General features: G+C 71.6%; 15 protein-coding genes and 2 tRNA genes. 7 read left to right on the top strand and 10 right to left on the bottom strand.

Features of this window, described 5'->3' with window-relative positions; genetic code table 11:
* Positions 1 to 6: 6 nt before the first annotated feature.
* A complete protein-coding gene (locus KF708C_RS13225; protein ID WP_082079540.1) occupies positions 7 to 750 on the bottom strand; it encodes a DUF3047 domain-containing protein in 744 nt (247 codons plus the stop codon).
* Positions 751 to 1,044: 294 nt separating this feature from the next.
* Between KF708C_RS13225 and KF708C_RS13230 the strand changes: the two genes are divergently transcribed.
* Positions 1,045 to 1,950, top strand: coding sequence for a LysR family transcriptional regulator (locus KF708C_RS13230; protein ID WP_059412116.1), 906 nt, complete (start codon positions 1,045 to 1,047; stop codon positions 1,948 to 1,950).
* 61 nt (positions 1,951 to 2,011) lie between these two features.
* Here the strand turns inward: KF708C_RS13230 and KF708C_RS13235 are convergent, their stop codons facing one another.
* Both KF708C_RS13235 and KF708C_RS13240 read right to left on the bottom strand, forming a co-directional pair.
* On the bottom strand, positions 2,012 to 2,677 hold the full coding sequence (locus tag KF708C_RS13235; RefSeq protein WP_020205425.1) for a DUF746 domain-containing protein: 666 nt from the start codon (positions 2,675 to 2,677) through the stop codon (positions 2,012 to 2,014).
* A gap of 128 nt (positions 2,678 to 2,805) precedes the next feature.
* Positions 2,806 to 3,411: a response regulator transcription factor gene (locus KF708C_RS13240; RefSeq protein WP_020205424.1), complete on the bottom strand. Its 606-nt coding sequence runs from the start codon at positions 3,409 to 3,411 to the stop codon at positions 2,806 to 2,808.
* A gap of 58 nt (positions 3,412 to 3,469) precedes the next feature.
* Between KF708C_RS13240 and KF708C_RS13245 the strand changes: the two genes are divergently transcribed.
* Entirely contained in the window at positions 3,470 to 5,113 is a 1,644-nt protein-coding gene (locus tag KF708C_RS13245) for a sensor histidine kinase (RefSeq protein ID WP_059412117.1), read from the top strand.
* A 79-nt stretch (positions 5,114 to 5,192) separates the two neighbouring features.
* Here KF708C_RS13245 and KF708C_RS13250 read toward each other — a convergent pair.
* Both KF708C_RS13250 and KF708C_RS13255 read right to left on the bottom strand, forming a co-directional pair.
* Positions 5,193 to 5,269: transfer RNA gene (locus tag KF708C_RS13250), tRNA-Asp, on the bottom strand.
* An 82-nt stretch (positions 5,270 to 5,351) separates the two neighbouring features.
* A tRNA-Glu gene (locus tag KF708C_RS13255) sits at positions 5,352 to 5,427 on the bottom strand.
* A 262-nt stretch (positions 5,428 to 5,689) separates the two neighbouring features.
* On the opposite strand from KF708C_RS13255, the gene KF708C_RS13260 reads away from it, so the two are divergent.
* Positions 5,690 to 6,217, top strand: coding sequence for a metal-dependent hydrolase (locus tag KF708C_RS13260; RefSeq protein WP_020204695.1), 528 nt, complete (start codon positions 5,690 to 5,692; stop codon positions 6,215 to 6,217).
* Positions 6,218 to 6,372: 155 nt separating this feature from the next.
* On the opposite strand, the gene KF708C_RS13265 is transcribed toward KF708C_RS13260, so the two are convergent.
* Complete coding sequence (locus tag KF708C_RS13265; protein ID WP_020204694.1) at positions 6,373 to 7,212, bottom strand: hypothetical protein; 840 nt, start codon at positions 7,210 to 7,212, stop codon at positions 6,373 to 6,375.
* A gap of 217 nt (positions 7,213 to 7,429) precedes the next feature.
* Complete coding sequence (locus tag KF708C_RS13270; protein WP_059412118.1) at positions 7,430 to 7,663, bottom strand: hypothetical protein; 234 nt, start codon at positions 7,661 to 7,663, stop codon at positions 7,430 to 7,432.
* 656 nt (positions 7,664 to 8,319) lie between these two features.
* Here KF708C_RS13270 and KF708C_RS13280 point away from each other — a divergent pair.
* Positions 8,320 to 10,047: a hypothetical protein gene (locus tag KF708C_RS13280; RefSeq protein ID WP_059412120.1), complete on the top strand. Its 1,728-nt coding sequence runs from the start codon at positions 8,320 to 8,322 to the stop codon at positions 10,045 to 10,047.
* 23 nt (positions 10,048 to 10,070) lie between these two features.
* On the opposite strand, the gene KF708C_RS13285 is transcribed toward KF708C_RS13280, so the two are convergent.
* The 3 genes from KF708C_RS13285 to KF708C_RS13295 form a co-directional block, all read right to left on the bottom strand.
* On the bottom strand, positions 10,071 to 10,271 hold the full coding sequence (locus KF708C_RS13285) for a hypothetical protein (RefSeq protein WP_020204690.1): 201 nt from the start codon (positions 10,269 to 10,271) through the stop codon (positions 10,071 to 10,073).
* Positions 10,272 to 10,397: 126 nt separating this feature from the next.
* Positions 10,398 to 11,315, bottom strand: coding sequence for a cysteine synthase A (gene cysK, locus KF708C_RS13290; RefSeq protein WP_020204689.1), 918 nt, complete (start codon positions 11,313 to 11,315; stop codon positions 10,398 to 10,400).
* Positions 11,316 to 12,698, bottom strand: coding sequence for a GGDEF domain-containing protein (locus KF708C_RS13295; RefSeq protein ID WP_082079541.1), 1,383 nt, complete (start codon positions 12,696 to 12,698; stop codon positions 11,316 to 11,318).
* Positions 12,699 to 13,626: 928 nt separating this feature from the next.
* Here KF708C_RS13295 and KF708C_RS13305 point away from each other — a divergent pair.
* The 3 genes from KF708C_RS13305 to KF708C_RS13315 all read left to right on the top strand — a co-directional run bounded on the left by KF708C_RS13305 (position 13,627) and on the right by KF708C_RS13315 (position 21,257).
* Positions 13,627 to 16,512 carry a bifunctional glycoside hydrolase 114/ polysaccharide deacetylase family protein gene (locus KF708C_RS13305; RefSeq protein ID WP_059412122.1) on the top strand — a complete coding sequence of 962 codons (2,886 nt, stop codon included), beginning with the start codon at positions 13,627 to 13,629 and terminating at the stop codon, positions 16,510 to 16,512.
* On the top strand, positions 16,475 to 20,632 hold the full coding sequence (locus KF708C_RS13310) for a tetratricopeptide repeat protein (RefSeq protein WP_059412123.1): 4,158 nt from the start codon (positions 16,475 to 16,477) through the stop codon (positions 20,630 to 20,632). Before KF708C_RS13305 ends, KF708C_RS13310 begins: the two co-directional genes overlap by 38 nt.
* A 67-nt stretch (positions 20,633 to 20,699) precedes the next feature.
* A complete protein-coding gene (locus KF708C_RS13315; protein WP_020204684.1) occupies positions 20,700 to 21,257 on the top strand; it encodes a hypothetical protein in 558 nt (185 codons plus the stop codon).
* The last annotated feature ends 6 nt before the right edge of the window (positions 21,258 to 21,263 follow it).

The raw sequence follows: 21,263 nt of genomic DNA on the forward strand, positions 1-21,263 counted from the left end.
GCTGCGCTATTTCCCCGCCGAAAACCGGACATCCCCATACCACGCCCGCGCGACCGCGCCGGTGTTGTCGGTATCGGTGAGCAGGCCGTAGGCGGTGAGCCTGCCCGGCGCTTCCTTGAAGGCGCGCTCGTAGTCCTGCGCCACGTTGCGGCTCAGGGACAGCCACTTGCCGACGTCGCCGGGGCCGCCCGATACCACGATCATCTTGACGCGCGAGGTGTGCGGGTTGTCGAGGATGGTGCCCACCGGCACGCTGTCGGACCAGATGTACATCAGCGTGGCATAGGGCAGGTCTTCGCCGGCCAGCGTGTGCGCGAGCTGCATGGCGGCGCGGTCGCCGAGCGAGAGTTTTTCCTTGTCGCCGTCGAACAGGAAAAGCAGCCGCGCGGGCGCGTCTTCCTGCGCGGCCACGCGGTTGTCGGCGTTGTCGACGGGCTGCTCGATCTTCCAGCGCCAGCTCACCCGGGGCGTGGCGGCGAGATCGATGTCGCCGTCGTGCATCAGCGCCGAGGCGGAGGCGTCGGCGCTGGCTTCCAGCACCGTGACGTTGCCGTCGGCCACCAGGCTGTAGCGCGTGGTCATCTTGCCGCGCGCCACCGGCAGGTTCTTCCAGCCGGCCGGCAGCGCGCCGCCCGGCGTGTCCGTGGAGAACGCCACGCCGGGCGGCGCGGCCTGCGCGGCGGCCCACAGCGGCAGGCCGCAGGCCAGCAGGCCGGCCAGAAGCCGCCTCGATGCGCGGTGCATGGTCATGTGCGGGGGCTGGCCGGCGGTGTGATGGGAGTTTCATTGTAGGCAGGTGGCCCGGGGTTTGTCCGGTGCGGCGCGGCTCCCGGCCGCGGGCCGGCGGGACGCGCGCGGCCCGCCCCGGGGTCTGCGATGGCTTGCCGCGCGCGCGCGACGGCGCTCAGGCGATGCCGCCGTCGGCGCGCGGGATCTGGCCGTTGACCCGGCCGGTGTGGGGTCATGGATCATTCCGGTGAATGGATAATCGGCCGGGAATTGGTATCATTGCTCCATCTTCCTCAATAATTGACCGCCACCGCGATGGACCGCTTCCAGGAAATGCAGGCGTTCGTGCGCATCGCCGAGCGCCAGAGCTTTACCCAGGCCGCCGAGGACCTGCGCATCCCGCGCGCCACCATCACCAACCTGATCAAGCGCATGGAGCGCCGCATCGGCACGCGGCTGCTGGAGCGCACCACGCGCACGGTGCGCCTCACGCACGACGGCGAGGCCTACTACCGGCGCTGCGTGCGCCTGATCGCCGACCTCGAGGAAGCCGAGGGGTCGTTCCGCAACACCGCGCCGAAGGGGCTGCTGCGCGTGAACCTGCAAGGCACGCTGGCGCGGCATTTCGTGGTGCCGTCGCTGCCGGATTTCCTCGCGCAGTACCCGGAGCTGGAAGTGCATATCGGCGAGGACGACCGCCTCGTGGACCTCGTGCGCGAAGGCGTGGACTGCGTGCTGCGCGCGGGCAACCTGCAGGACTCGTCGATGGTGGGGCGGCGCGTGGCGCTGCTCGAGCAAGTCACCGTGGCCAGCCCCGCCTACCTGGCCCGGCATGGCGAGCCGGCGGACCTGGAGGCGCTGGCCGCGCATCGCGCGGTCAACTACATCTCGAGCGCCACCGGCAGGGTGGTGCCGCTGGAGTTCACCGTGGACGGCCGCGTGAGCGCCGTGCAACTGCCGGGCACGGTGTCTGTCACCGGGGCCGATCTCTACACGGGCGCGTCGGTCGCGGGGCTCGGGCTGGTGCAGGTGCCGCGCTACCGCGTGGCCGGCGAACTGGCCGACGGGCGCCTGCGCGTGGTGCTGCCGCAGTTGCCGCCGCCGCCGATGTCGGTGTCGGTGCTGTATTCGCATAACCGCCAGCTTTCGTCGCGCGTGCGCGTGTTCGCGCAGTGGCTGCGCGAGGTGTTCGAGACCGCCGGCGCGCGGACGGGCGACTAGCGCCGCGCGCGGCGCCGCCGGTTCGGCGCGCGGCGGATGTCGACGGAAAAAGGGAGAAAAATCAGTGCGCCTTCAGCTCGCACGCGGGACACACGCGCACCAGCAGCGGCGGGCTTTCCATTTCCGCGAGCGCGTCGCTGTCGTCGGAGGCCACCGCGCAGCGGCACGCGGGCGACGCGGCCAGCGGCTTCACGGGGTCGCCCTCCGGCAGCACCGCGTAGCGCACGCCGAGCAGGACGCGGCGTTCCCACGCGCCGGTGGGATCGAGCGCGAGCAGCCACAGGCGCGTCTGCAGCGACCAGTGCTTGACGGTCTCGCTCTTGATGAGCAGCCGCCGCGCGGCTTCCGCCGTGGTGATCTGGTGCGACACCAGATGGAAGAACGCTTCGGCCTTGTCGCCCAGGCGCAGGCGCCCCATCGGCGTGCCGGTCAGGCGCGTGAACGGCTGGCGGCAGCCGGAGCACTGGAACTGCGGCAGGCCGCCCTCGTCGGTGCTGTGGAAGGCCGCGCCCGCGCCGCAGCGCGGGCAGCGCGGCGCGCGGCGGCTGGCCACGTGCAGGCGGCGCCAGGCGGCCATCAGGTAGTCGGCCAGGGCTTCGTCGCCGGCGGCATTGGCGGCGCGCGCGCCGATATGGATCAGCGTGGTCGCGCGGCGCGGTTCGCGCGCGGGCGGCGGCGCGCTGCCGAGGTCGGCCAGTGATGGCCGGGGAGGGGCGAATCTGCTCATAACGTCGGCGCGGGCAAACCGGCCCAGGCTCCGGGAGCGATGAAAGTGGGCAGATTCTATGGGGGATGGGGTCGGCCCGAAACTGTGATTGATCACAGTGGGTGGTGCCGCCGGGCCGCTGTGCCGCGCTAGGGCTTGATGATGCCGGCCGAGGCCGCCTTGACCACCGCCTCGATGCGCGTGGCCACGCCGAGCTTCTGGCGCGCGTTGTCGATATGGAAGTCCACCGTACGCTTGGACAGCCCGAGGATGGTGGCGATCTCGCCGGAGGTCTTGCCGCGCGCGGACCAGACCAGCGCCTCCACCTCGCGCTCGCTCAACTGCACGTCGGGCAGGCCGTGCCGCGTGCGCGCCACGCGCGCCAGCCGCGTCTCGACGATGCTGGTGAGGATGTCGAAGTCCACCGGCTTGGTCACGTAGTCGTCGGCGCCGAGCCGGCGGCCGCGCAACTCGGCCTCGCGCTGGGCCAGCGCGGTGAGGAACACGAACGGCATGTCGGCGAAGCGCGGCGCCAGCGCGGCGATCTTCTCCAGCAGTTCGAAGCCGGTCATCACTGGCATACTCACGTCGCAGAGCACCAGGTCCGGCGCGTCGCGCAGGATGCTGGCCAGGCCCTGCTCGCCATCATGCGCGATGCTCACGTCGAAGCCGCGCTCGACCAGTTCCTCGGCGATCAGGGCGGCCGTTTCGGCATCGTCCTCGATGCAGAGTATCTTGCGGCTGGCGTCGTGCATGGTGTTCCTCGGTGGTGCGGGCGGGCAGAGCGTAAGCGATTTCCAGGATGACAGTCTCATGAATCACCCGATTCAGCCGGCGCCGGGCGGCCGGCGCGTGCGCCGCGGGCTCGGGCGGCGCCTGGCCGGGCTGCCCGATTCGGTGCCGATGCTGCGGCCGATCCGCGTGCGGCTGTCGCTCGTGTTCGTGCTGTTCCTGCTGCTGGTGGCCGGCGTGGGCCTGTTCGGCATCAACCGCCTGAGCAACTTCCACAGCGTGTCGGCGCAGATCAGCGGGCGCTGGCTGCAGAGCAACCGCATCCTCGGCGACCTCAACAATTATATTTCCGACTACCGCGCCTTCGAGGGCGATGCCCTGATCGCCACCACCGGCGCCGACCTGCGCGCGGCGCAGGCGCAGATCGCCCGGCTGGACGACGTGATCCGCGAGGTGGAGGGGCGCTACGGCAAGATCGCGCACGACCCGGCCGAACAGGCGCTCTACGAGCAGTTCATGGCGCAATGGGCCGCCTACCGCCAGTGCGTGGACGACGTGGTGGCGCTGGCCTACCGCAAGGACACCGCGCCGGCGGTGGCGCTGTACCGCGGCGAGTCGCGCCATGCGTTCGAGCGCGCCAACGGCACGCTCGGCACGCTGACCGAGCGCAACGTGGCCGGCGCGGCCGCGGCGACCGAGCGCGAGGCCGACGCCTACCGCGAGGCGCAGCGCCTGATCGCCGGCGCCATCCTGGTGTCGTGCTGCCTGGTGATCGCCGCGGTGGCCTACCTGGTGCGGGCGGTGTCCAACCCGATCGCGGCGCTGGTCGAGCGCATGCACCGCATCACCGACAACGACCCGCACGTCGACATACCGGGCGCCGGGCGCCGCGACGAGATCGGCGAGATCGCGCGCGCGGTGGTGCGCTTTCGCGACAACACGCTGGAGCTCGAGCGCAGCAAGGCCGCGCTGGCCGCGCAGACCACCATGCTGCAGGACACGCTGGAAAACGAGCGGCGCATGGCCATGCTCCAGCGCAATTTCGTCTCGATGGCTTCGCACGAGTTCCGCACGCCGCTCAACGTGATCGACGGCCACGCGCAGCGCCTGATGCGCATGAAGGAAAGCCCGTCGGCCGAGGTGCTGGCCGAGCGCTGCGGGCGCATCCGCGGCGCGGTGCGGCGCATGACCAGCCTGATCGACCATCTGCTCGATTCCTCGCAGCTGCTCGACGGCGGCCGCCTGGCCACGCTGCGCGGCGTGGATTTCTCGCTCAGCCTGCTGGTGCACGAAGTCTGCGAGATGCACCGCGAGAGCTCGCCGGCGGCCGTGATCGAGGAGATCGTCGATCCCGGCGTGGCGGAGATCTTTCACGGCGACGCCAAGCTGCTGTTCCAGGCCTTCAGCAATCTGATCGGCAACGCCATCAAGTACTCGGCCGCCGGCACGCCAGTCACCGTGCGCGTGCGCGGCGACGCGAACACCGTCAGCGTGTCGGTGGCCGACCGCGGCATGGGCATCCCGGACAAGGACCGCGGCCATATCTTCGAGCGCTTCGTGCGCGGCGCCAACGTGGCCGGCACGGCCGGCGCGGGCGTGGGCCTGTATCTGGTCAAGCTGGCGGTGGACCTGCACCGCGGCGAGATCCGCGTGAGCAGCAAGGAAGGGCAGGGCTCGTGCTTCGACGTGCGGCTGCCGCGCGGGCTGGACGGCGCGGGCGGCTGAAGCCACGCGGCGGCGGCAACGCGGGGAAGGAAAAAAGGAGGGCGAAAAAAAAGCCCGCCTGGCGGCGGGCATTTTCTTGTGGCGGAGCGGACGGGGCTCGAACCCGCGACCCCCGGCGTGACAGGCCGGTATTCTAACCAACTGAACTACCGCTCCACATTGACTGCGGAAACCGGACGATACCGGCCTCCGACGCGCTTGCCGAAGCTGCCATGCGTGACTGGCATGCCTTCGAAACTGGCGTCCCCTAGGGGATTCGAACCCCTGTACTCACCGTGAAAGGGTGATGTCCTAGGCCTCTAGACGAAGGGGACATGAACCTGCTTGCAACACCTTGCGGTTTCATGTCGCGAGGGGCGCAATTGTAGCGCCCTTCATTGCGGCTGTGAAGCGTTTTTTCATCGAAATGCAAAAAACGCGCGCGCGACACGCGCGGCATCAGGCGCTGCGGCGGCGTGCTTCCGCGCGCCGCCGCAGCGCCCGTTCCCGCCGTTCCCGGCCGGCGCTGTTCAACCGCGCGCCGATCTGCCACCATTGCGGCCCTTCGTTTTCATGGCCCGGCAAGGCGCCCTCGCAATGGCTTCCAGCAAAGCACACCACGCCACCGGATGGGCGGCCGGACTGATCGCCGCGGCGATCGTCGCCAGCGCCGGCGCGGGCGGCCCCTATTCATTCGGCGCCGCGCTGGCCTTTGCCGCGGGCGTGGCCGGCGGCGGCGCGCCGGACTGGCTGGAGGTGGCGTGGTGGTCGCGCTCGCGCCGCCTGTGGATCGCCCATCGGACCTGGACGCACTGGGGCGTGGCCTGGCTCGCGCTGCTGGTGCTGTCGCACCGCGCGCTGGGCAGCCACGCGCTGGCCGCGCCGGCGTTCGGCTTTGCCTGCGGCGGGCTCATGCATCTGCTGGCGGACTGGCCCAATCCGCTCGGCGTGCCGTGGATCTGCGGGCGGCATTCGCTGAACTGGTGGAAGAGCGGGCGCTGCGATGCGCTGGTGGTGGCGGCGTCGTGGGCGGGCGCGCTTACGCTGTCGCGCCATGTGTGGTTCCACGGCGCGCACGGCCTGGACCTGCTGCATTACCTGCGCGCGTGGCATCTGCGCGCGTGAGCACGGCAAAAAAAGAGGCGGCCACGAGGGGCCGCCGATCGGGAATACGAGGGAGGCAATTCCCTCAGGGATGACTAACGGCCGGCAAAAGTGCCACATTCACCCCTCCGATGTGGGGTGACTTTCCGTGCATATGCGTCGCGCCGATGCGCGCCTCAGGCTTCCAGGCAGCTCAGCGGCGCGCTTTCCGGGCCGGGCTCGTTGGCGCTCTGGCGCTGCCGCTGGCGCCGCACGCCGAGGGTCATCTCGGCGTGCGCGGCGTCGAGCCAGGCGGTGCGGTGGCGCACCGGGTCGCGCGGCGAGAGCGCTTCGGCGCCGACCTGCCGCAGGAAATACTTGACCATGCTGCCGGCGCGCGCGGGCACCGGCAGCATGCCGAGCAACTGGCGCCGCTGCAGCAGGCCGGTGTCGACGGCATGGCCCAGCGCGGCCCACGCGGTGCGGCCCAGCGCCACGTACAGGACTTCGCCGCCGGCCTGGGCGAGCCGCTCGAGGAACAGCGCCTCGAACACGTTGCGCAGCATCGGCACCGCCATCAGTTCTTCGAGGTCGCCGTCGTAGGCCAGGCCGCGCCGCGTGGTGGCGTAGGGCAGCAGGGCCAGCGGCTGCAGTCGCGCGAAGCCGTCGCCCCACAGCGAGGCCGCGTTCGGCAGGCCCACCAGCTGCGGGATGCCGAAATGGTCCAGCATGCGGATCAGGTTGGGCCGCACCAGCCGCCCGCCCAGCTCCACCTGGCGCTTGTTCTCGCGCTGGATGGCGCGCCCGGGCGCGTGCCGCTGCAGCAGGCGCTCGGTCAGTTCCGCGGCGAGCTGCACGTGGGTGTGGCCGGGCGTGGTGCTCACCAGCGCCAGCCGCGCGTCCGCGTGCGTGTGCTCGAACGGCACGTAGCGCATGACATAGAAGCGATCGCGATCAACCAGTACCGGCTTGTCGATCACGGACGCCGCCGACCCGCGCCGGATGCGCGAGCAGTACTCTTCCAGATAGTTCGCCAAAGTGTCCCCGCCTTACCGCAGATTTCTCTCTGTCTTCGCCCTGTCGCCGGGCGTGTTCCTGCATGGTAAGTCGCGTGCGCGCGCCAGGCAAAGGCGGCGGTGCCGTTTCCGGCGCGGGGGGCCGGCGGGTATGTGGGGCAGCGAACCAAGCGCGCGCGGGTGCCATCCCGATGGCGGATGGACGCGGCGCGCCCGCGCGGCCGGTGGCCGTGCCGCGTCAGCGCGCCACGCGCTGCTCCTTGCGGCAGGCCTTGCAGACATGCTCGAGGCCGCCGCGGCGGCGCCCGTCGCGCGAGAAGAACTCGCCGTCGGCGGGCCAGTATTCGCCGCAGTTGCGGCACAGCTTGAGCGGGCCGATATCAGACATCATCACCTCGGTGGCGGCATGGGCGGTGTGGCCCGCATGGGAGGCGGCGCACGGGCGCTCGAGTGCGGTGGCGTGGTCGTACATGGTTTCTCCTTGCCTGGCGCGAACGGGCCGGCGTTGGTCAGGTGTGCGGGCGCGGGCGCGTGGCGCGCGTGGCGCGGGTCCCGGCGGGACGGCTGAAATACCCGGTTACGAAATGGACGGCCGCGCGGGCCGGATCCGCCCCGGCCGCGCGCGCGCGCGGGGCGCGGGCCGCATGGCCGCCGGCGCGGGCCTTCATCGCGCGAGCAGGCTGGAGCAGGCCATCAGCAGCCATCCCGCCGCCGCGCAGGCGCCCAGCCATCCCAGCAGGACCAGCACGATGGTGGTCCACTTCATCGGGGCTGCCGCCGCGGCGCCGCAAGGGCTGCGCGCGGTGCGGCAGGGGTGGCGCGGCGGCGCGCGGGCAGCGCTGCCGGGCGCCATGACGGCGGCTGTGCTCGGGTGTCATTCATGCGACTTCCTTCAGACAGGCAAGACGGCGCTTGCACAACGGTGCAGCTTAGCCACCGCGCAGCACCGCTGTGTGTCCGGGTTGTAAGGAAATGTGCACGGCCGCGGGCGCCGCCGGGCGCGCCGGCGCTGCCTGGCGCCGCCCGGCGTGTTCCGGTCGCCTTCCCTATAATGGCCGCTCGTGCCGCCGGCCTGGCGCCGCCGGCACGCCGCATTCCGCATCCATCCGCTTACGCTCCGGCCACGCCATGACGACCCTGCTCGACGCTACCTTTGCCCGCACCCTCGATACTCTGGTCGAACGCCTCGCGGCCATGCCCGGCGCGCGCGCCCAGGCGTGGGTGTTCGAGGATGCCGACGCGCGCCGCGCGGCCGAGCGGCGGCTGGCCGCCGCCGGCGTGCGGGCGGAGATCCGCAGCGCGTACAAGCCGCTGGTGCATTTCTTCCTCGACGATTTTCCCGGTGAGGTGGATGTGGCGCAGCGCGCCGCCCACGGCGTGACGGTGCGCCTGCCCGCGGCCGCCACGGACAAGGAGGCGCAGCGCTTCCGCCTGGAGGCCTATCCGCTGGCCGGCCTGCTGCCCGAGGGCGCCCTGCGCCTGGCCGACGGCGACGCCGACGCGCACTACGTGGTCGAAGCCGGCGGCGAGGCCCGCCGCGTGTTCGTGCCGCTCGCGGCCTCGGGCGCGCCGTGCGGATGGCTGCGCCTGTGGCAGGGCGAGGCGCTGGTCGAGGACGGGCCGCTGGCCACCGAATACGAACTGGCCTTCGCCGCGGCGATGGACGCGATCCGCGCGCATGGCTGGGGCGGGCGCGCGCCGTATTTCGACGTGCTGCGCATCGCCATCGGCACCGGCGGCATCGAGCGCCGGCTGGCCTACCAGGACGAATGCATCAGCACGCGCGAGGCGCTGCACGAGGACCTGTATTTTTCCGTGCTGGAATATTTCCAGGACCGCGCCGGCCTGCCGCGCGGGGACCGCACCCTGCAGCCGGGCCAGATCGTGCCGGACGTGCATGCGGGCGCCAGCGAGGGCGCCACGCACGTGCGCGTGGAGGTGCTGCCGCACCCGCGGCCGGCCGCCGCCGGCGCCGCGCCGCTGTCCGCGGCGGCGCTGGCCGCGCTGGCGCGCCCGCTCACGCCCGAGGAGGCCGCCACCGAAATGGCGGCGCTCGGCGGCACGCGCTTCAGCGCGATGTCCACGCAAGGGCGCGTGGTCCACGGCACGCATATCGAAGGCGCGCTGCCCGGGCTGGTGATCTCGGGCGGGCAGCATGCCAACGAGAGTTCCGGCGTGGTCGGCGCGCTGCGCGCGGCGCACGCGCTGCGGCAGCGCCCGCAGGCCAACTTCGCCGTGATCGCGCTGGAGAACCCGGACGGCGCGGCGCTGCACGCGCGGCTGCGCGAGGACAATCCGCGCCACATGTCGCATGCCGCGCGCTACACCGCGCTGGGCGACGACCTCGAGGCGCGCACCGCGGCGCCGTTCGGCGAAAAGGCGGCGCGGCTGGAGGCGGCCGAGCGCACCGGCGCCGGGCTGCACATGAGCCTGCACGGTTATCCCGCCCACGAGTGGACGCGCCCGCTCACCGGCTACGTGCCGCCGGGCTTCGAGACCTGGACCATTCCCAAGGGATTTTTCCTGATCCTGCGCCATCACGGCGGGGTCGAGGACAAGGCGCTGGCGTTCATGCAGGCGCTGACGGCGGCGCTGGCCGCCTCGCCGGAACTGGCCGCGTTCAACGCGCGGCAGCTTGCCACCTGGGGCGCGCATGCGGGCGCGGTGCCGTTCCCGGTGATCAACGGCATTCCGTGCATGATCGTGGAGGATCACCGCTCCACGGTGCCGTTCATGCTGGTCACGGAGTTCCCGGACCAGACCGTCTACGACGATGCCTTCCGCCTGGCTCACACCACGCAGATGCGTGCGGTGCTGGCGGCGGCGGAACTCTACTGGGCGGGCGCGCTGGCGTAAGGGACAGGGCGCGCCACGCGGCGTCAGTGAATCGTGCGCGTCACTTTGGTGTGGGCGGCCTTGGCCGCCGTGCCGCCGCCGGGGGTGGCGTCTTCGTCCTGCTCGATCATCGTGGCCGCGAGGCTGAGCGCGGCCTGCATCTCTTCGTGCGTCAGCCCCGAGGACAGGGCCAGGCGCACCGCGAGCGATGCGAGCCGGGCGACTTCATAACTGGGAATGGTCATCTCTGCTCCTTGTTCCGGCCTGTCCGCGGCCGGCGGGCCGCGGACAGGCCGCTTATCATGGTGGTCGGCGCAAGGCCGGGTCCCTTTTAGTATGGTTCACCGCGCGCCGCGCGCGCATGATTCCGCTCAGGCCGGCAGGAAACCTTCCACCGTCAGGTAGCGCTCGCCGGTGTCGTAGTTGAAGCCGAGCACGGTGGCGCCGGCCGGCAGGTCGGGCAGCTTCTGCGCGATGGCGGCCAGCGTGGCGCCCGAGGAAATCCCCACCAGCATGCCTTCTTCGCGCGCGGCGCGGCGCGCCATCTCGCGCGCCGGCTCGGCGTCGACCTGGATCACGCCGTCGAGCAGCGTGGTGTCGAGGTTGCGCGGGATGAAGCCGGCGCCGATGCCCTGGATCGGGTGTGGCGCGGGCGCGCCGCCGGAGATCACCGGCGAAGCCACCGGTTCCACCGCGAAGACCTTCAGTTGCGGCCATTTCTGCTTGAGCACGCGCGCGCAGCCGGTGATGTGGCCGCCGGTGCCCACGCCGGTGATCAGCGCGTCGATGCCCTGCGGGAAATCGGCGAGAATTTCCTGCGCGGTGGTGGTCTCGTGGATCTCGACGTTGGCCGGATTCTCGAACTGCTGCGGCATCCAGGCGCCCGGCGTGGCCGCCACCAGTTCCTCGGCGCGGGCGATTGCGCCCTTCATGCCCTTTTCGCGCGGCGTCAGGTCGAAGGTGGCGCCGTAGGCCAGCATCAGGCGGCGGCGCTCCACCGACATGCTGTCGGGCATCACCAGCACCAGCTTGTAGCCCTTGACCGCGGCCACCATCGCCAGCCCGATGCCGGTATTGCCGGAGGTCGGCTCGATGATGGTGCCGCCGGGCTTGAGCACGCCGGACCGCTCGGCCGCCTCCACCATCGAGAGCGCGATGCGGTCCTTGATCGACCCGCCGGGGTTGGCGCGCTCGGACTTGATCCAGACCTGGTGCGTCGTGCCGAACAGGCGCTGGATGCGGATGTGCGGCGTGTTGCCAATGGTCTGCAGGATGTTGTCGGCCTTCATTCAGAGATCTCCAGGGATGGTTTCGATGCGGACCTGCGCGCGGGCCCGCCCATGCATGCACGGGAGGATTCTAGCCGGCCACCGCGCCGGCATCACGATTTCCGCGCGGCGCCGGCGGCTTCGCCTGACCCCGCTCAATGACAGGCTTCGGCGCACGCCGGCAGGCGCAGCTCGCGCCCCGCGCCCCGCGCCCGGCCCCCGGGCCTCCAGCGAGGACGCGCTCACCACGCGGCCGCGGCCGCGCCGCTTGGCCTCGTACAGGGCGCGGTCGGCGCTGCCGAACAGGCGGTCCCAGGCCGCCGCGCCGCCGCCCGGGCCGCCACCCGCGCCGCCGCGCATCTCGGCGACGCCGATGCTGGCGCTGGCGAAGCCGCCCATCTCCGGCGGCAGCGCGATGGCGCGGATGCCGCGCAGGATGCGGTTGGCCAGCAGGAGCGCGTCGGCCTCGGCGGTATGCGGGCACAGCACGCAGAATTCCTCGCCGCCGTAGCGCCCGGCCACGTCGGTGGCGCGGTGCTCGCCCTCCACCACTGCGGCGATCTGTCGCAGGATGAGATCGCCGGCGCGGTGCCCGCTGCTGTCGTTGATGCGCTTGAAGCGGTCGACGTCGATCACCAGGCAGCTCAGCGGGTGGCCGTGGCGCGCGTACTCGGCCGCCAGCACCCGGGCCGCGCCGTCGACGGCGCCGCGGTTGAGCAGGCCGGTGAGCGCGTCGAGCCGGGCCTGCCGTTCCTGCGCGGCGAGCATGGCTTCCATCGTCATCACGGTGAAGGCGGCCAGGCCCGCGAGGATCGCCACGAACGACGGCAGCAGGCGCAGCAGCAGCAGCGCTTCGGCATGGCTGGCGGCCACGGCGGCGCTCACGCCCCACACCGCGTAGAGCCCGCAGCATTGCGCCAGGCACTGCAGCGCGCAGGCGGCCAGCACCAGCGGGCGCGCGCGGCGGCCCGGCGCCTGCGGCCGCGGCAGCAGCCAGGCCAGCGTGAAGGCGGCGCAGACGGCCGCCGCCGCGTAGCCCGCGGCCGCGGCCGGGCGGCTGCCTTCGCCCAGCGCGGCGGCGCCCAGCACCGCCAGCATGGCGGCCGCGGCGGCGCCCGCGGCGCCCGGCGTGGCCGCGCGGCGGCCGTCGGCCATCACGATGCCGCGGTGGATCAGCAACTGGGCGGCCAGCCCCAATGCCGGCGCCAGCAGCAGGGGCCAGGCCGGCTCGCCGGGCCCGTCGGCCACCAGCAGGCCGGCGGCGCAGGCCAGCGCCAGGCCCACGCCCCAGGCACGGCCCGCGGCGCTGCGGCGCAGGGCCAGCATCAGCGCTGCCAGGATGCATTGCACGGCGGTAAACAGGACCAGCAGCGCCATGACGGCAGCGCTCTCATCAGACGGCATGAGATTCCCACGGAATGCGGCGCATCGGCGATGCGCCGGAGTTTGCCTTCGAAGATGGCCATGCGTGTCCGCGCGCGGCTCGTCCGCGCCGTGACCTGGCCAGGGATATTCCCGAGAGAGGCGGCGCGTGGCCGGAGCGGGTCCGGTGCGATATGGCCGCGATGGGCCGCCATGAAGTCGTTTTCTTGTTTGAGAAAATTCTACACAGTGCCGACCTGTAAGAGCTATGTCGTAACAAGGTATGACAATTGTTGACATTGGGTTTGAAACGGGTGACTTACCATTCCTTTCCCGATGCTGCCGGCGCGGCCCGGGTGGAGGTTTTCCCGGGTGCCGCCCATTTCGCGGGTCGTATTTCATCTGTCGTTTATCGTCCATTCCGACGTTCGGCGGAACGGCTCTGTGCTATGGTTGTCGCTGCCCAAAAACAACAAAAATGCAGAAAGTATCGACACGGCACGGTGATGCGAAAGTCGCTATCGCCGACCTTGGGAGACAGGCGCCGGATGCCGGCATGCCCTGTTCCATCAACGGATTGCGGCCGCGCGCACGGAATCGTCGCCGGATGTGACAAGGGACTGCATTCGCCCATCGTGCGAAATCCCTAGTCCGAAATGCTTATAGGCATGACCATCGGCATGCCTCAGAATTTGCGACCGTAGTGCTTAAATCTGCACTTCGGTATGACCGCGAAAGGGACTGACCGGCCGACGCCGGACAGCGCGGGCGCAGTAGACGTAAGCAAGCCATGCCTGGAACGCATCGCCTTTCCGGCGCCGCAGCGCGGCGCTCAGAGCAGACGAGGCGAGCGGCTCCAGGACGGGAATAAAAAAGCCAAAAAAAAAGGGGCCAACAAGTGAAATTGTTGCGATTGGACGGCGTCCTGCGTCGTGTGCCGGCCGTGCGAAGAGGCCGCCGGGATACGATCATGACCAGGGTCGGGCTGGGTGCGTTGCTGGCGCCGCTGCTGGCCTCATTGCTGGCGCTGCTTGCCGCCTGGTGCTGCCCGGCGCAGGCGCAGGCGCCCGCACCGGCCGGCGTGCGTCCGCCCAACATCGCCTTCCACTACGGCAGCAAGCCTCCCGTGGATGCCTTGCAGGCATTCGACATCGCCGTGGTCGAGCCCGACAGCGGCTTCGATCCGCGCCGCGCCGCCACGCCGAAGACCGCCTGGTTCGCCTACGTCAGCGTGGGCGAGGTCGAGCCGTCGCGCCCCTACCTCAAGGACATGCCCAAGGCCTGGCTGACCGGCAACAACGATGCCTGGGGCGCCCGCGTGGTCGACCAGGCCGCGCCGGGCTGGCCCGCCTTCTACGTCGACAAGGTGATCGCGCCGCTGTGGGAGCGCGGCTATCGCGGCTTCTTCCTCGACACGCTCGATTCCTACCAGCTGGTGGCCAAGACCGACGCCGAGCGCGCGCGGCAGGAAGCCGGCATGGTCGCCGTGATCCGCGCCATCAAGGCGCGCTACCCGGACGCCCGGCTGATCTTCAACCGCGGCTTCGAGATCCTGCCGCAGATCAACCAGCTCGCCTACGCGGTCGCGTTCGAATCGCTGTACCGCGGCTGGGACCAGGGCAACAAGCGCTACACCGAAGTCAGCGACGCCGACCGCGCGTGGCTGCTCGGCCAGGCCCGCACCATCCGCGAGCAGTACCGCCTGCCGGTGATCTCGATCGACTACTGCCCGCCGGCCGAGCGCCAGTGCGCGCGCGACACCGCGGCGCGCATCCGCGCGCAGGACATCATTCCCTACGTGGCCGATCCCGGCCTGCAGACGGTCGGCATCGGCAGCATCGAGGTCATGCCGCGCCGCGTGCTGGTGGTGCAGGACCGCGAGCCCGGCGTGTCGATCGACGATTCCGCCGGCGTGCGCTTCGTTTCCATGCCGCTGAACTACCTCGGCTACCGCGTCGACTTCGCCGAGGCCAGCGAGCCGCTGCCGGAGATCGGCCCGGACCGCTACGCCGGCGTGGTGGTGTGGATGGACGGCAACGTGCGCGCCGAGCCGGGCCGCCTGTTCAGCTGGGTCCAGCGCAACATCGGCCAGGGCATCCCGGTGGCGTTCCTGAACGATTTCGGCGCGCGCATCGGCGGCTCGCTGGCGTCGTCGCTGCAGCTCGAGGCGGTCAAGGGCAAGATCGGCAAGACCGCCGAGATCGTGTCGAAGGACCCGATGATGGGCTTCGAGATGCCGGTGGCGCCGGACCGCACCCGGGCCGCCCCCGTGCAGGTGGGCGCCGGCCCGGGCTTCCGCTCGCTGCTGCGCCTGCGCTCGGGCACGCTGACCTACGACGCGGCCGCGATCACGCCCTGGGGCGGCTACGTGATGGGCCCGTACGCGGTGCGCCAGAGCGTCAACGACCAGGACCGCTGGGTGGTGCAGCCGCTGGACTTCCTGCGCGCCGCGCTGCGCCTGCCGTCCATGCCGGTGCCGGACGTGACCACCGAGAACGGGCGCCGCCTGCTGACCATCCACGTCGACGGCGACGGCTTCGCCTCGCGCGCCGAGATCCCCGGCGGCGGCTTCTCCGGCGAGGTGCTGTTCCGCGAGATCTGGGACCACTACCGCCTGCCGATGACGATGTCCATCATCCAGGGCGAGGTCTCCAGCGACGGCATGTACCCCAAGCTGACCGCGCAGCTCGAGCCGATCGCGCGCAAGGTCTTCGCGCAGCCCTACGTGGAGGTGGCCAGCCACACCTTCTCGCACCCGTTCGACTGGGGCCGCACCGTGCCCAACGGCACGCACGCGCAGAACCCGACCGAAGGCGACGACGACTACCACCTCGCCATTCCCGGCTACCAGATGGACCTGCGGCGCGAGATCGGCGGCTCGATCGACTACATCAACCGCACGCTGGCGCCCGCCAACAAGCCGGTCAGCATGCTGCTGTGGTCGGGCGACTGCCAGGCGCCGGCCGAAGCCATCAAGCTGGCCGACCAGGCCGGCGTGCTCAACATGAACGGCGGCGACACGCTCATCACGCGCAGCAACCCGACCTGGACCGCGATCTCGCCGCTCGGCGTGAACAAGGGCGACGGCACCTTCCAGGTGTTCGCGCCCAACCAGAACGAGAACATCTACACCAATCTGTGGCACGGCCCGTTCTACGGCTTCGAGCGCGTGATCGAGACCTACGAGCTGACCGACCGGCCGTACCGCTTCAAGTCGGTCAACATCTACTACCACAACTATTCCGGCACCAAGGCCGCCTCGCTCAAGGCGCTGCACAAGGTCTACGACTACGTGCTGAGCCAGCCGCTGATGCCGGTGCACGCCAGCGACTACGTGCGCAAGGTGATCGACTGGCAAGGCATGGCGGTGGCGCGCGAGGTCGGCGGCGACAGCGGCGGCCAGCCCGGCGCCTGGATCGTGCGCGGCGACGGCAACCTGCGCAACGTGCGCTGGACCGGCGCCGGCGTGCCCGACGTGGCCGCCTCGCTGAACGTGACCGGCACCTCGCCGGCGCCCGGCGGCGGCGTCTACGTGCACCTGGCCGATGGCGACTCGCGCATCGTGATGCGCGACGGCGCGGCCCAGGCGCCGGCGGTGCCGCAGATCGTCGAGGCCAGCGGCTTCGTGCGCGGCTGGCAGCGCGGCGTCCAGGACGGCGCGCAGCACATCCGCTTCGAGTTCAGCGGCTACACCAAGCCCTTCTTCCGTCTCGCCGGCGCCGAGCGCTGCCGGGTCGCCATCGATGGCAAGGCGGTACAGGGCGTGCGCGAGCGCGGCACGCTGCGTATCGATACCACTCCCGTTCCCGATCCGAACAATGCCAAGCAAAGCGTCGAAATCACCTGCGCGGCCTGAGCGCGAGCGGCTGCTGCCGCCTGCGTTCGTGCTGACCTTCACCGCGATGGTGGGGATCGGCCTGGCGCTGATGTTCCCGCGCGAGACCCTGCGCGAGCGCCTGCTCGGCGAAGGCCGCGCGGTCGACGGGCTGAGCATGGCCTACCTGGAAGCCTGGTGGCGCGCCTCGCCCGACGACAGCGGCTTCATGGCCGTGCTGGCCGAGCAGTACGCGCGCACCGGCCGCCTGGACGAGGCCGAAAGCATGCTCGGCCGCCTCGAGGCGCGCTACAACGCGGCGCGCCAGGGCCCGGTGCGCAACCCCGCCGACGCCGACCTGCCCGGCCAGGTGCTGCGCACCCGCATCGAGATCATGCAGCAGCGCGCGTTCGCCGCGCAGCCGGACACGCCCGAGCGCAAGCTGTACGTGGACCGCCTCGCCGGCCTGCTCGACCAGGCCGTGCCGATGCCGTGGTCGCGCGGCGACCTCGAGGACCTTGCCACCACCGCGCGCGCGGTCAACGCGCTCAAGCCGGCGCAGGCGTTCTACCGCGCGCTGGCCAAGAGCGACCCGGCCCGCGCCGAGCTGTGGAACGCGCAGGCCGCCTCGGCCGCGCTGGCTGGCGGCGACTACCAGCAGGCCGCCGAAGCGCTGTTCAGCGCGCAGGCGCGCGCCACCGACCCGGCCGAGCAGCGCCGGCTGTTCCTGGCCGGCCTCAAGACGCTGCAGTCCGGCAACCTGCTGGACCAGGCGCTGGCCCAGGCCGAGCAGCGCGGCGGCAAGCTGCTCGACAACGCCGAAGTCCTGCGCTACCTGACCCGGCTGGCGCTGGCCGCCAACCGGCCCGAGCAGGCCGCGCGCTATGTCGAGCGCCTGCTGCGCCAGCCGCCCAGCGTGCAGGGCCTGCCGGCCGCGCCGCGCGCCGAGCTCCGGCGCGCCGAAGTGCGGCGCATCGCCGCCACGCAGCCGTGGGCCGCGCAGGGCGTGGTGTTCCTCGACGGCCCGCGCGGGCTGGCGCTGCGCCGCGCGATGGGCGAGGACGGCATGCCGCATCTGCGCCGCGTGGCCGATACGCCGGGCGCCACCGCGGCATCGGCGCCCGCCGCCGCGCCCGCCGCTGCCGCCGCCACCGATCCCGCCGCGGCCGATCGCGCCTTCAACGCGGACGACTACGAACTCGCGTTCCAGGTGTTCCTGTCCGCCGGCAAGCTGAACGATGCCCAGCGCGTGGCCGAGACCGCGGTCAAGCGCCTGCCGGGCTCCGCGCGCTGGCGCGAGCGCCTGGCCCAGGTGGCCGAATGGAACCGCCAGCCCGCGGTCGCGCTGCAGAGCTGGCTCGAATACGCCCAGGCCAGCAACGACGAGGCCGCGTGGAAGGCGGTGCTGCGCCTGGCGCCGGCCCTCAACGACGACCGCGCCTACCTGGCCGCGCTGCGCCACCGCGCCGGCAACGGCGACCTCGCCACCATCGACGAGGTGGTCGCCACCTACGAGCGGCTCGGCGAGCCCGAGGACGCGATGGCGTTCCTGCAGGGCCTCAGCCAGGGCCCCAACGCGCGCCCGGCGATGGAGCGCCAGGCCGAGCTGGCCGAGCGCGCCGGCAAGGACGCGCGCGCCTTCGAGCTGTACACGGCGCTGCAGACGCGCTTCGGCCCGCGCCCGCAATACGCGCTCAAGCAGGCCAACCTGCTCTACGTGCGCGGCGCGCTGCGCGAGGCGCTGCAGGCGATGGTGCCGTCGATGAAGAAAGCCGGCCCGGCCGACATCGAGTTCTGGCGCACGCTGACTGAGCTGGCGCGCCTGAACCAGCGCGACGACCTGCTCGAGCAAGGCTACCGGCAACTGATGCTGGCGATGGCCGAGACGCACGACGACCACTGCCTGAAGATGCCGCCCGGCGCCGGGCGCAACGACTGCCTGGCCGAGGTGCGCGACACCGAGGAATCGGACTTCTCCAACCTGATCGACTTCTACGACAGCTCGCCCATCGATGCCGGGCGCATCGCCGAAGCCGGCTGGCGCAAGGGCGGCAAGCTCGAGTCGCTCGAGCTCGCCATCAACTACTACACCCGCGCGCGCGCCTACGGCCGCGTCGCCAGCCTGCTGCAGGCGATGACGCCCGCGCAGCTGCGGCAGGCCGAGCAGGCCAGCCGCTTCCTCGCCATGCGCGCCGAGTACCTGCGCGCGCGCGGCGAGCGCGAGCGGGCGCTGGCCGACCTGCGCCGCGCCGCCGCGCTGCCCGACGCCGGCAGCGAGACGCTGGCCGCGCTGATGTGGTCGCTGGTGGACCTGGGCTCCGACACCGAGGTGCGCGCCATGATGCAGCGCTTGCAGGGCGAGGCCGAAGGCAACCCCGACCTGTGGGGCGCCTTCGCCGCCGGCAGCATGCGCTTCCAGGACGGCCGCGGCTCGCTGCACTACCTGCGCAAGATGGCCAGCGGCAAGAGCGCCGACCCGCTCTGGCTGGGCCTGGCCGCCGACGCCTACGACGCCATCGGCCAGACCGACACCGGCTGGCGCCTGCGCCGCCAGGCCTGGATCGACCTGCACAGCGACAAGACCCCGGAAGGCCGCCGCGCCTCCGACCCGCGCGCGTTCGGCCCGGCCGCCGAGGAAGAAGACGAGCAAGGCGGCCCGGCCCCGGCCGAGCTGCAGCGCCAGACCGTGGCGCTGGGCCAGATCTTCGCCTCGGGCGACGTCTCGCGGCGGCTGGTGATGGAGATGCTGCGCGCCGACCGCACCGTGATGGCCGGCAGCCGCGCCGCCGACTGGACCGGCCCGGTCGCGCCGAAGTCGCGCCTGGGCGAGATCCCGGGCCTGCCGCCGCTGGCGCTCAAGCTGCCGCAGGACATGGCGCAGCGCGAGGCGCGCCAGCAGGCGGTGGTCTCCGCCGCCGCCAGGGAAGTGGCGCTGGCGTGGGCGCTGTCGAACGAATCCAACGCGCTCGCGCGTGCCTGGCTGGCGCGCCAGTACGCGCGCCAGTTGCTGCGCCCGGCCTATGCCGAGGTCACGCTGGCGCTGGCCGGCGGCGACCTGAACGCGCTCGACCGCGTGCTGGAGCGCCAGGCCGGCCGCGTGCCGGTGGACAACCAGATCGAGGCCAACATGCAGCTCGACCGCCTCGGCGCGGCGCAGACGCAGGCCTTCGAGACGCAGGACGTCGCCCGTACCGACGACAGCCTGCAGGAAACGGTGCAGGAGTCGCTGCTGTTCAACGCGCAGGCCATCGAGCCGCGCGTGACCTACCAGCGCCAGAGCCCGCTGGCCTATTTCAACTACAGCCTGGCCGGCGGCGTGCGCCTGTGGGACGGCTACGACCTCAACCTGCGCGGCGTCTGGCGCAGCCAGCACAGCACCGACCAGACCCAGCTCACCGGCGTGCCGGGCTCGGACCAGCGCGGCGAGCTGTCGCTGGGCTACCGCGACCAGCACAAGCGCTGGCGCCTCGCGGTGGGGCGCCGCGACGGCCTCGACAGCATGACCACCGCGCGCTTCACCGGCGAGTGGCGCGAGGACAGCCGCCTGAGCTTCACCACCGAGGCGGGCCTGAACCAGAGCGCCGACGAATCGGCCGCGCTGCGCGTGGGCGGCGCCAAGGACGTGCTTGGCCTGGGCGCGACCTGGAACTTCAGCCTGCGCGAGTTCGCCGGCGCGCGCGTCGAGTACAACCGCTTCCGCGGCCAGGACGGCTCGTCGCTGGGCAACGGCATGGTGTACGACTTCGAGCTCGGCTACCGCATCCGCACCGCCTACCCCGACTACACCGTGCGGCTGGTGGGCACCCATGCCCGCTACAACACGCGCAGCGGCACGCTCAGCGGCAAGCTGGCCACGCTGGTGCCCACCGACGACGAAGCCACGCCGGCGTTCTACATGCCGCAAGGCTTCACGCAGGCCGGCGTGACCTTCGGCTTCGGCACCGAGCTGCTCGACGACTACACGCACAAGTGGCGGCCGTTCGCCGAGCTCGGCCTGCTGCACGACACCCGCGCGGGGCAGAACTTCCGCGCGCAACTGGGCATCGCGGGCACGGTCCTCGGCAACGATCACCTGTCCATGTACTTGCAGCACGAAACCGCCGCGCGCAACGGCGGCACGCCGCTGACCGAAGTGGGGGTGCGTTACAGATGGCTTTTTTGATCCGGCCCGGCACGGCGTGCCGGTCCATCGCATGAAATCGGATTCAATCGAGAAGGGGAGAAGCGTCATGGAAACAACGAGCAAGACGCCGCGTCGCGCGGCACGCCTGCTGGGCTGGTGCGGTGCGCTGGGCGCGGCCCTGTGGCTGGCCGGCTGCGCGGTCACGGACGTGGGCCGCGCGCCCGCGCTGAGCGCCGGCGAAGCGCTGGCGGTGCTGCCGATCGTCAACTACACCGAGACGCCGCAGGCCGGCCTGCGCGCCGAGGCCATCGCCGAGAGCCTGCTCAAGACCGGCGGCGTCACCAACGTGCGCCGCTATCCGGCCAGCCTGAATCCGGAAACGCTGTTCGAGCCGGCCGAGCGCGAATCGGTGGGCAAGGCGCTGGAATGGGCGCGCACGCAGAAGCTGCGCTACGCGCTGACCGGCGCGGTGCAGGAATGGCGCTACAAGGTCGGCGTGGACGGCGAGCCGGCGGTGGGCATCTCGCTGCAGCTGCTGGACGTGAGCACCGGCGAAGTGGTGTGGTCCGCCACCGGCAGCGACAGCGGCTGGAGCCGCGAATCGCTGTCCGGCACGGCGCAGAAGCTGCTGCGCCGCCTGCTGGCGCCGCTGCGCCAGGGTTGAGCCGGA

This window comes from Cupriavidus basilensis, assembly GCF_000876015.1.
Taxonomy (GTDB): Bacteria; Pseudomonadota; Gammaproteobacteria; order Burkholderiales; family Burkholderiaceae; genus Cupriavidus; species Cupriavidus basilensis_B.

Bases quoted from the DNA above. Each gene is read 5' to 3' on its own strand.
- KF708C_RS13245 (WP_059412117.1), top strand. From the start codon at position 3,470: ATGAATCACCCGATTCAGCCGGCGCCGGGCGGCCGGCGCGTGCGCCGC.
- KF708C_RS13270 (WP_059412118.1), bottom strand. From the start codon at position 7,663: ATGTACGACCACGCCACCGCACTCGAGCGCCCGTGCGCCGCCTCCCAT.
- KF708C_RS13285 (WP_020204690.1), bottom strand. From the start codon at position 10,271: ATGACCATTCCCAGTTATGAAGTCGCCCGGCTCGCATCGCTCGCGGTG.
- KF708C_RS13295 (WP_082079541.1), bottom strand. From the start codon at position 12,698: ATGCCGTCTGATGAGAGCGCTGCCGTCATGGCGCTGCTGGTCCTGTTT.
- KF708C_RS13225 (WP_082079540.1), bottom strand. From the start codon at position 750: ATGACCATGCACCGCGCATCGAGGCGGCTTCTGGCCGGCCTGCTGGCC.
- KF708C_RS13260 (WP_020204695.1), top strand. From the start codon at position 5,690: ATGGCTTCCAGCAAAGCACACCACGCCACCGGATGGGCGGCCGGACTG.
- KF708C_RS13240 (WP_020205424.1), bottom strand. From the start codon at position 3,411: ATGCACGACGCCAGCCGCAAGATACTCTGCATCGAGGACGATGCCGAA.
- KF708C_RS13310 (WP_059412123.1), top strand. From the start codon at position 16,475: ATGCCAAGCAAAGCGTCGAAATCACCTGCGCGGCCTGAGCGCGAGCGG.
- KF708C_RS13230 (WP_059412116.1), top strand. From the start codon at position 1,045: ATGGACCGCTTCCAGGAAATGCAGGCGTTCGTGCGCATCGCCGAGCGC.
- KF708C_RS13315 (WP_020204684.1), top strand. From the start codon at position 20,700: ATGGAAACAACGAGCAAGACGCCGCGTCGCGCGGCACGCCTGCTGGGC.
- KF708C_RS13280 (WP_059412120.1), top strand. From the start codon at position 8,320: ATGACGACCCTGCTCGACGCTACCTTTGCCCGCACCCTCGATACTCTG.
- KF708C_RS13235 (WP_020205425.1), bottom strand. From the start codon at position 2,677: ATGAGCAGATTCGCCCCTCCCCGGCCATCACTGGCCGACCTCGGCAGC.
- cysK (WP_020204689.1), bottom strand. From the start codon at position 11,315: ATGAAGGCCGACAACATCCTGCAGACCATTGGCAACACGCCGCACATC.
- KF708C_RS13305 (WP_059412122.1), top strand. From the start codon at position 13,627: ATGACCAGGGTCGGGCTGGGTGCGTTGCTGGCGCCGCTGCTGGCCTCA.